The organism is Vibrio sp. R15-SG3-ISO1A (assembly GCF_059833955.1).
Map to the genome: position 1 here is coordinate 20,252 of NZ_JCBDGH010000054.1, position 7,154 is coordinate 27,405.

The following is a 7,154-nucleotide window of genomic DNA, read 5'->3' on the forward strand; positions in this document are numbered from 1 at the left end:
ATTTTTTTATTCACTTTTACTACTATTGCTTACTTTAACATAGGCTTAAGGAAGCGCGCTGTGTGTGAGCCTTCGACTAAGGCCACATCTTCCGGTGTTCCGCTTGCAATAATTTCACCGCCGCCTTGCCCCCCTTCTGGCCCCAAATCGACGATCCAGTCTGCAGTTTTAATCACATCGAGGTTGTGCTCAATCACCACAACGGTATTGCCGTGATCACGCAGGCGGTGCAACACGGCCAACAGCTGCTCGATATCGTGGAAGTGCAAACCTGTGGTCGGCTCATCGAGAATGTAGAGTGTTTTGCCGGTATCGCGCTTAGAGAGCTCACGCGCCAATTTAACGCGCTGCGCTTCCCCCCCGGAGAGGGTCGTGGCCGCTTGACCTAGGCGAATGTAAGACAAGCCCACATCCATCAAGGTTTGCAACTTGCGAGCAATCACAGGAACTGGATCGAAGAAGGTTCGTGCGTCTTCGACCGTCATCTCTAACACTTCGTCAATGGTTTTGCCTTTGTAGCGCACTTCTAAGGTTTCGCGGTTGTAGCGTTTGCCTTTACAGACGTCACAAGGGACATACACATCTGGTAAGAAGTGCATTTCCACCTTGATCACACCATCACCTTGGCAAGCTTCACAACGCCCGCCGCGCACGTTGAAACTGAACCGGCCCGGTTTGTAACCACGAGAGCGTGACTCTTGTGTGCCAGCAAACAGCTCACGAATGGGGGTAAAAATACCGGTGTAGGTCGCTGGATTTGAGCGCGGAGTACGACCAATCGGGCTTTGATCGATGTCGATCACCTTATCAAAATGTTGTAGCCCTTTGATGGTTTTATACGGCGCGGGTGTGGCGGTCGTCGCACCATTGAGCTCGGTGTGGGCAATTTTAAAGAACGTATCGTTAATCAAAGTCGATTTGCCTGAGCCAGACACCCCGGTGATGCAGCTAAACAGCCCAACAGGGATCTCCAGCGTGACATCTTTGAGGTTATTGCCCGTCGCGCCAATGAGTTGCACGACTTTTTTCGGATCCTTAGGCGTGCGCTCCGTTGGAACTCGGATCTGCTTTTGACCGCTGAGGTATTGGCCCGTGAGAGAGTTCGGATTGGCAATGATCTCTTCCATAGTGCCTTCTGCCACTACATTGCCGCCATGAACGCCCGCGCCCGGACCGATATCAATCACGTGATCCGCCATACGGATGGCGTCTTCATCGTGCTCCACGACGAGCACGGTGTTGCCAAGATCGCGCAGGTGAGTCAACGTCTTGAGCAGGCGCTCGTTATCACGCTGATGAAGACCAATCGAAGGCTCATCGAGTACATACATCACACCAACTAAACCGGCACCAATTTGACTGGCAAGACGGATCCGCTGCGCTTCACCACCGGAGAGTGTCTCGGCGCTGCGGGATAGGTTGAGGTAGTTGAGACCGACATTGACCAAAAACTGTAAGCGGTCGTTGATCTCTTTCATCACTTTCTCGGCAATTTGTGCGCGCTGACCTTCCAGAGTCAATTCATGGAAGAAGGTCAGTGCATCGGCAATACTGAGTTCGACAATTTCCGGCAGCGTCGTATCGCCAATGAACACATTGCGCGCTTCAAGGCGCAGTCGGCTACCGTCACAGCTGCTACAGGTTTTGGTTGAAATGTACTTGGCCAAATCTTCGCGTACCGAGTTAGATTCAGTATCGCGATAGCGACGTTCCAAGGTATTGAGAATGCCTTCAAACGGATGACGTTTAACGCGAATATCCCCGCGATCATTGATGTAGTTAAACTCCACTTCCGTTCTGCCAGAGCCGGTGAGAATCACATCGCGAATTTTCTTTGGCAGAGACTTAAAGGGTGCGTTCAGGTCAAACTGATAATGGTTGGCAAGCGACGTCAGCATTTGGAAATAGTAGTAGTTTTTCTGATCCCAACCGCGGATAGCACCCTCTGCTAAACTGAGTGACTCATCCAAAATCACGCGTGCAGGGTCAAAGTATTGCTGAACGCCAAGGCCATCACAGGTATGACAGGCGCCGGCTGGGTTGTTGAACGAGAACAAGCGCGGTTCAAGCTCTTGCATGCTGTAGCCACAATGCGGACAAGCAAAGTTAGCAGAGAACACGATCTCCTCGTCATTGCCCTCCATCGGCGCGACCACTGCAATCCCGCCCGACAGCTCTAGGGTGGTTTCAAACGATTCGGCTAAGCGCTGCTGCAAGTCGGCTCTCACTTTAAAGCGATCGACCACGACCTCGATGGTGTGTTTCTTGTGCAGTTCTAGCGTTGGTGGATCGGATAAATCGCAGGTTTCCCCATCAATACGGGCGCGGATAAACCCCTGCGCTGCCAAGGTTTCCAGCGTTTTGACGTGCTCGCCCTTACGCTCTTTGACAATCGGCGCCAGCAGCATCAGTTTTGTCCCTTCTGGCATCGCCAACACTTTATCGACCATCTGTGAGATGGTTTGCGCGGCGAGTGGAACATGATGGTCAGGGCAGCGCGGCTCACCCACACGTGCGTAGAGCAGACGCAAGTAATCGTAGACCTCAGTGATGGTGCCGACGGTTGAACGAGGGTTGTGTGAGGTGGATTTCTGCTCGATGGAAATGGCAGGAGAGAGACCTTCAATGTGGTCGACGTCGGGCTTTTCCATCAAGGACAAAAATTGACGTGCGTACGCCGAGAGTGATTCTACGTAGCGTCGTTGCCCTTCGGCATAGAGCGTATCGAACGCCAGAGAGGATTTACCTGAACCGGATAGGCCAGTGATGACAATCAGCTTATCGCGTGGGATGGTGAGGTTGATATTTTTTAAGTTATGGGTGCGCGCACCGCGGACTTCTATCTGATCCATTGTTATCACTCAGGGCAAAAAATAGTGGCACAAGTATTACATAGTGTGAGCAATGTGCAAATAAAATACTGGATGGAAGAACAGTGTTTGGAGGTGCTAGTTCCTAGTTCCTAGTTTTGAGTTTATGGCAGGGAGGGAAAAAAGGGCGAGTAGGGGAGTCCTACTCGCACTGAATCTAGAGAGATTAGCTCTCTTTGGTTGTGGCTTGTTTACCTAGCTCAGAGGTTTTGGTGTCTTTTAGGTAGAGGTTTTCGAAGCAGTAGTTGGTCGCCTCGATGTAACCTTCGACGCTACCACAGTCAAAGCGTTTGCCTTTGAATTTGTATGCCAATACACAGCCTGCTTTGGCTTGTTTGAGCAGCGCGTCGGTGATTTGGATTTCGCCACCTTTGCCTGGCTCAGTATTTTCGATCAGCTCAAAGATGTCTGGAGTGAGAATATAGCGGCCGATGATGGCAAGGTTGCTTGGCGCTGTGCCTTTTTCTGGTTTCTCTACCATGTCGTCAACGCGGAAGATGTCGTCTTTGATCATTTCACCAGAGATCACGCCGTATTTGTGAGTTTCATCTTCCGGCACTTCTTGCACAGCAACAATTGAGCAGCGGAACTGCTTAAATAGCGCGACCATTTGTGCCAGTACGCCTTCTTGCTCATTGACACATAAGTCATCCGCGAGGACAACAGCGAACGGCTCATCGCCAACCAGTTCACGCCCGGTGAGGATCGCGTGGCCAAGACCTTTCATTTCACGCTGGCGAATGTAGGTGAAGTTAGCACTGTCGATGATGTCACGAATATCGACCAGCAACTCTTCTTTGTTGGTGCCGCTGATTTGGTGCTCAAGCTCATAGTTCTTATCAAAGTGATCCATGATGGAATGCTTGCCACGGCCTGTCACGATGCACATGCCATTCATGCCCGCTTGTATCGCTTCTTCCACACCGTATTCGATCAGTGGCTTGTTCACCACTGGCATCATCTCTTTTGGCATGGACTTGGTGGCAGGAAGAAAACGCGTCCCATAGCCCGCCGCGGGGAAGAGGCACTTTTTAATCATGAGTAATACCCTTTTTTTAATTTTTTAACCCTGTGAGCGCCGTAAAAACTGACGTGAACGACGTAATCACACTTTGCGATGTGATTGATGGCCGATACCTTACCATGACTGTGGGAAATGGCGAATAAAAGCGTTCCTTGTCGGTCCAGAAATGTGCGGGTGTTAGCTCGTCTGTGGAGGGTGACCGCGGCATCAGAGATTGGCTTTGGCCCACTCCATCGCTTGGACTCGATTTCGCACCTTGATTTTTTTGTACACTTGATAGAGGTGCGATTTTACCGTGAATTCGCTGATGAACAGGTCCTCGGCGATCTGTGCATTGGACGCACCACTCTTAAGGCAGCGCAGAATTTCTAGCTCGCGCATGGTGATGTCGAGCACCACTGTCGCCGTTTGGCTGCTCATCACCGTGCGATAGTGATAGAGCAATTGTGCAGTGACTTTGCGAGGTAACCAATTTTCACCATTAATGATTGCCGCGCAGCCTTTGGCAATGACCTCTGGGGAGTCGTCGCAGTAAAACAGACCCTTGAGATGTCCAAACGTCAATAATTCATCGGTGGAAAGGCGCTGATACAAGTTAATCAAAATCACTTCAAAGTGTTTGTTCAAAAGCGGTAGCGCTTCGATTTGCGCTTGTTGTTGATGTACAAATTGGTAGTCAAATATCAAAATCCGATGGCGTTCTTGTTGCAGGGCCAACATTAGCTCTGATGGCTCCATACGATGGATGGTCATTCGTAGCGCCCGTTGGATATCATCGATATGCGGGTGTGGGTCATTTTTGTTATTGCAAATAAAATGCAGTGTGCGAGCGTAAGACGATTTGGGCATGGCAGACCTATGAATCGGTGAATCGAGTCGTTAGCGTGGTACAAAACCGCATCAAGTGCGATTTGAGACCGTCGCTTTGCGTCTCGCTTCAAGCGCAAAAGTAATCGATGGATAGCTCAGCAGCAATCTGACGTGAGTTTGCTCGAAAGAATATCGGCGTGGGATTGGCGCGGGCTCGCAGTGTGTCCATCTTGATGAAGGATTCTCGTGAAGAGAATCTTGGGATAGAAATTTATCAGCGCGTCAAAGCGTGTTATTCTAATGCGCTATTTAGGTATCAACACTCAAATTTGGACGGAGCGAATCATGGCGACCCGCGGAGTAAACAAAGTAATTTTAGTCGGTAACCTGGGCGGTGACCCGGAAGTACGTTACATGCCTAGCGGTGGCGCAGTGGCAAACATCACAATTGCAACGTCTGAAAGCTGGCGTGATAAAGCAACTGGTGAGCAGCGCGAGAAAACGGAATGGCACCGTGTGGCACTGTTTGGCAAGTTGGCCGAAGTCGCGGGTGAGTACCTGCGTAAAGGCTCTCAAGTCTATATTGAAGGTCAACTGCAAACACGCAAATGGCAAGATCAAAGTGGTCAAGACCGTTACACGACTGAAGTGGTTGTACAAGGCTACAATGGCGTGATGCAGATGCTAGGTGGCCGTGCTCAAGGCGGTGCGCCTGGTCAAGGTATGGGCCAGCCACAGCAGCAAGGTTGGGGTCAGCCGCAACAACCGGCACAGCAAGCGAGCCAGCCTTCGCAGCAATACGCTCAGCCGCAGCAAGCGCAACAGCCAAAACCTCAGTACAATGAGCCACCGATGGATTTTGATGACGACATCCCGTTCTAAGTCATTAGTTTTAGAAAAAAGCCGCGAATGTCGCGGCTTTTTTGTATAGTGACTAAAATCAAGCTATTACTTGCTGTCATTGATGGTCATCGAGCCTTGTTGGTCGGTATCGATGCTCACTGTTAGGAAAGGAACTCCGAACGCATGAGGTACACCCCTACCTTAAAATTGAGCACTCGCTTAGTCGCTTTTGTCACCATGATAGTGATCATTGCGATGTTCATTCTATTTCTCGGTGGGACACTCTCGTTTCGCAGTCTAGGTCAGCAGTATCTTGATCAATCCTTGCAGGGAATCGTTGAGGTTGTGGACAAGGAGATGGAAGACCCTGACGCTGCCTACTCTCTCCAACGCTGGATGCCTAAAATGCTCCAAGCGTCGAACATCGTCGAAATGGAACTCTCCTCCTCGTACGGCGTGATTTACCGTTTTAAAGACACGTCGTCCAAAGTCGAACCCACACTCTTGTATCAGCGCTCGTATCCGCTCGAGCGCAATGTCGGTTATCAGATCAATTTTAAAGCGGTGCCTCCTTATATTGGCTATGGCTACTCGCTGCAAGCCATGTGGTCAATCACCATGGCGATTGGTTTGGTTATTTTCTGTTTGATGCAAGGGGTGAAATGGCTCAAAGAGCAACTTTCGGGCAGCGAGCGGCTTGAAGAGCGCGGACGGATGATTTTGGCGGGGCGAGTGGAAGAGTACGCGAAAGGTGACCCAACAGAGTGGCCTTACACCGCCAGTCAGGCGCTCGATACCTTGATTGAAGAGCTGCAAGATGCGCGTCAAGAGCGCAGTCGATTTGATGCCTTTATTCGCACCCAGACGTTTCTTGATCAGCTAACCGGAACGGCAAATCGTGTCCTCTTTGATAGCAAATTGGAGTCAGCATTATCTGAAAGTGGCTCAAGAGGTGGCATTTTGCTGCTCAGAGTGGATGATTGGGCGCTGATTCGAGAAGAGTACGGTGAGAAGCTTGCGAATGACTTTCTTATCGAGGTCGGAGAGGGGCTGAACAATGTGATTCAACGCTATCCTGATCTGATTTTGTCGCGCTACTACCAGTCAGACTTCGCGATTTTTGCCCCGCATTTGTCGAATAAAGAAGTGGCGAACTTGGCGAGTGCCGCGCTCAAACAATTGGCGAAATTAACTCCGCCCAACCCGCTTGATAAAGACAACTGGGTTCATATTGGCGTGAGTATGTATCACGAGGGAGAAAGTCAGGGCAGAATCATCGACGAGGCGGAAACCGCGCTGAAAAGTGCTCAGCTGCAAGGCAATAATACTTGGAGCCGATTCAACAAACATACCTCTCCTGAAGAAGACCGAGGTAACGTTCGTTGGCGAACCTTACTCGATATGGCATTGGCACCCGATAAGCTGCTGGTGTTTGCGCAGCCTTGTTATTTGCTGACGGAACAGCAAGAGACCCAGCTCGATCATTTTGAACTGTTCGCGCGCATTAATGATCCCGAAAAAGGGGTACTTAAAGCGTCGCGTTTTATTTCTGCCGTAGAGTCAGTGGGTTATGGCGCCACTTTAGACAAATCCATGTTGACCTTGGT

The 7,154-nt window shown here is 50.3% G+C and carries 5 protein-coding genes; 2 read left to right on the forward strand and 3 right to left on the reverse strand.

Features of this window, described 5'->3' with window-relative positions; all coding sequences use genetic code 11:
- Nucleotides 1-29: 29 nt before the first annotated feature.
- From uvrA to AC6R0L_RS07780, 3 genes are all read right to left on the reverse strand, one after another.
- Nucleotides 30-2,852 (reverse strand): excinuclease ABC subunit UvrA, encoded by a 2,823-nt coding sequence (uvrA, locus tag AC6R0L_RS07770; RefSeq protein WP_500628794.1) that lies wholly within the window; start codon nucleotides 2,850-2,852, stop codon nucleotides 30-32.
- A gap of 184 nt (nucleotides 2,853-3,036) precedes the next feature.
- Nucleotides 3,037-3,909 carry a UTP--glucose-1-phosphate uridylyltransferase GalU gene (gene galU / locus AC6R0L_RS07775; RefSeq protein WP_500625660.1) on the reverse strand — a complete coding sequence of 291 codons (873 nt, stop codon included), beginning with the start codon at nucleotides 3,907-3,909 and terminating at the stop codon, nucleotides 3,037-3,039.
- Nucleotides 3,910-4,101: 192 nt separating this feature from the next.
- Nucleotides 4,102-4,743 carry a LuxR C-terminal-related transcriptional regulator gene (locus tag AC6R0L_RS07780; RefSeq protein WP_500628795.1) on the reverse strand — a complete coding sequence of 214 codons (642 nt, stop codon included), beginning with the start codon at nucleotides 4,741-4,743 and terminating at the stop codon, nucleotides 4,102-4,104.
- 306 nt (nucleotides 4,744-5,049) lie between these two features.
- Here AC6R0L_RS07780 and AC6R0L_RS07785 point away from each other — a divergent pair, with 306 nt between their 5' ends.
- Together AC6R0L_RS07785 and AC6R0L_RS07790 are read left to right on the forward strand one after the other, a co-directional pair.
- The gene (locus AC6R0L_RS07785) at nucleotides 5,050-5,586 is read left to right on the forward strand and encodes a single-stranded DNA-binding protein (RefSeq protein ID WP_334555025.1); all 537 of its coding nucleotides are present in this window, start codon (nucleotides 5,050-5,052) and stop codon (nucleotides 5,584-5,586) included.
- Nucleotides 5,587-5,730: 144 nt separating this feature from the next.
- Nucleotides 5,731-7,154 (forward strand): diguanylate cyclase domain-containing protein (locus tag AC6R0L_RS07790; protein WP_500628796.1); only part of this gene is annotated, 1,424 nt, incomplete at its 3' end.

Bases quoted from the DNA above. Each gene is read 5' to 3' on its own strand.
- AC6R0L_RS07785 (WP_334555025.1), top strand. From the start codon at position 5,050: ATGGCGACCCGCGGAGTAAACAAAGTAATTTTAGTCGGTAACCTGGGC.
- galU (WP_500625660.1), bottom strand. From the start codon at position 3,909: ATGATTAAAAAGTGCCTCTTCCCCGCGGCGGGCTATGGGACGCGTTTT.
- AC6R0L_RS07780 (WP_500628795.1), bottom strand. From the start codon at position 4,743: ATGCCCAAATCGTCTTACGCTCGCACACTGCATTTTATTTGCAATAAC.
- uvrA (WP_500628794.1), bottom strand. From the start codon at position 2,852: ATGGATCAGATAGAAGTCCGCGGTGCGCGCACCCATAACTTAAAAAAT.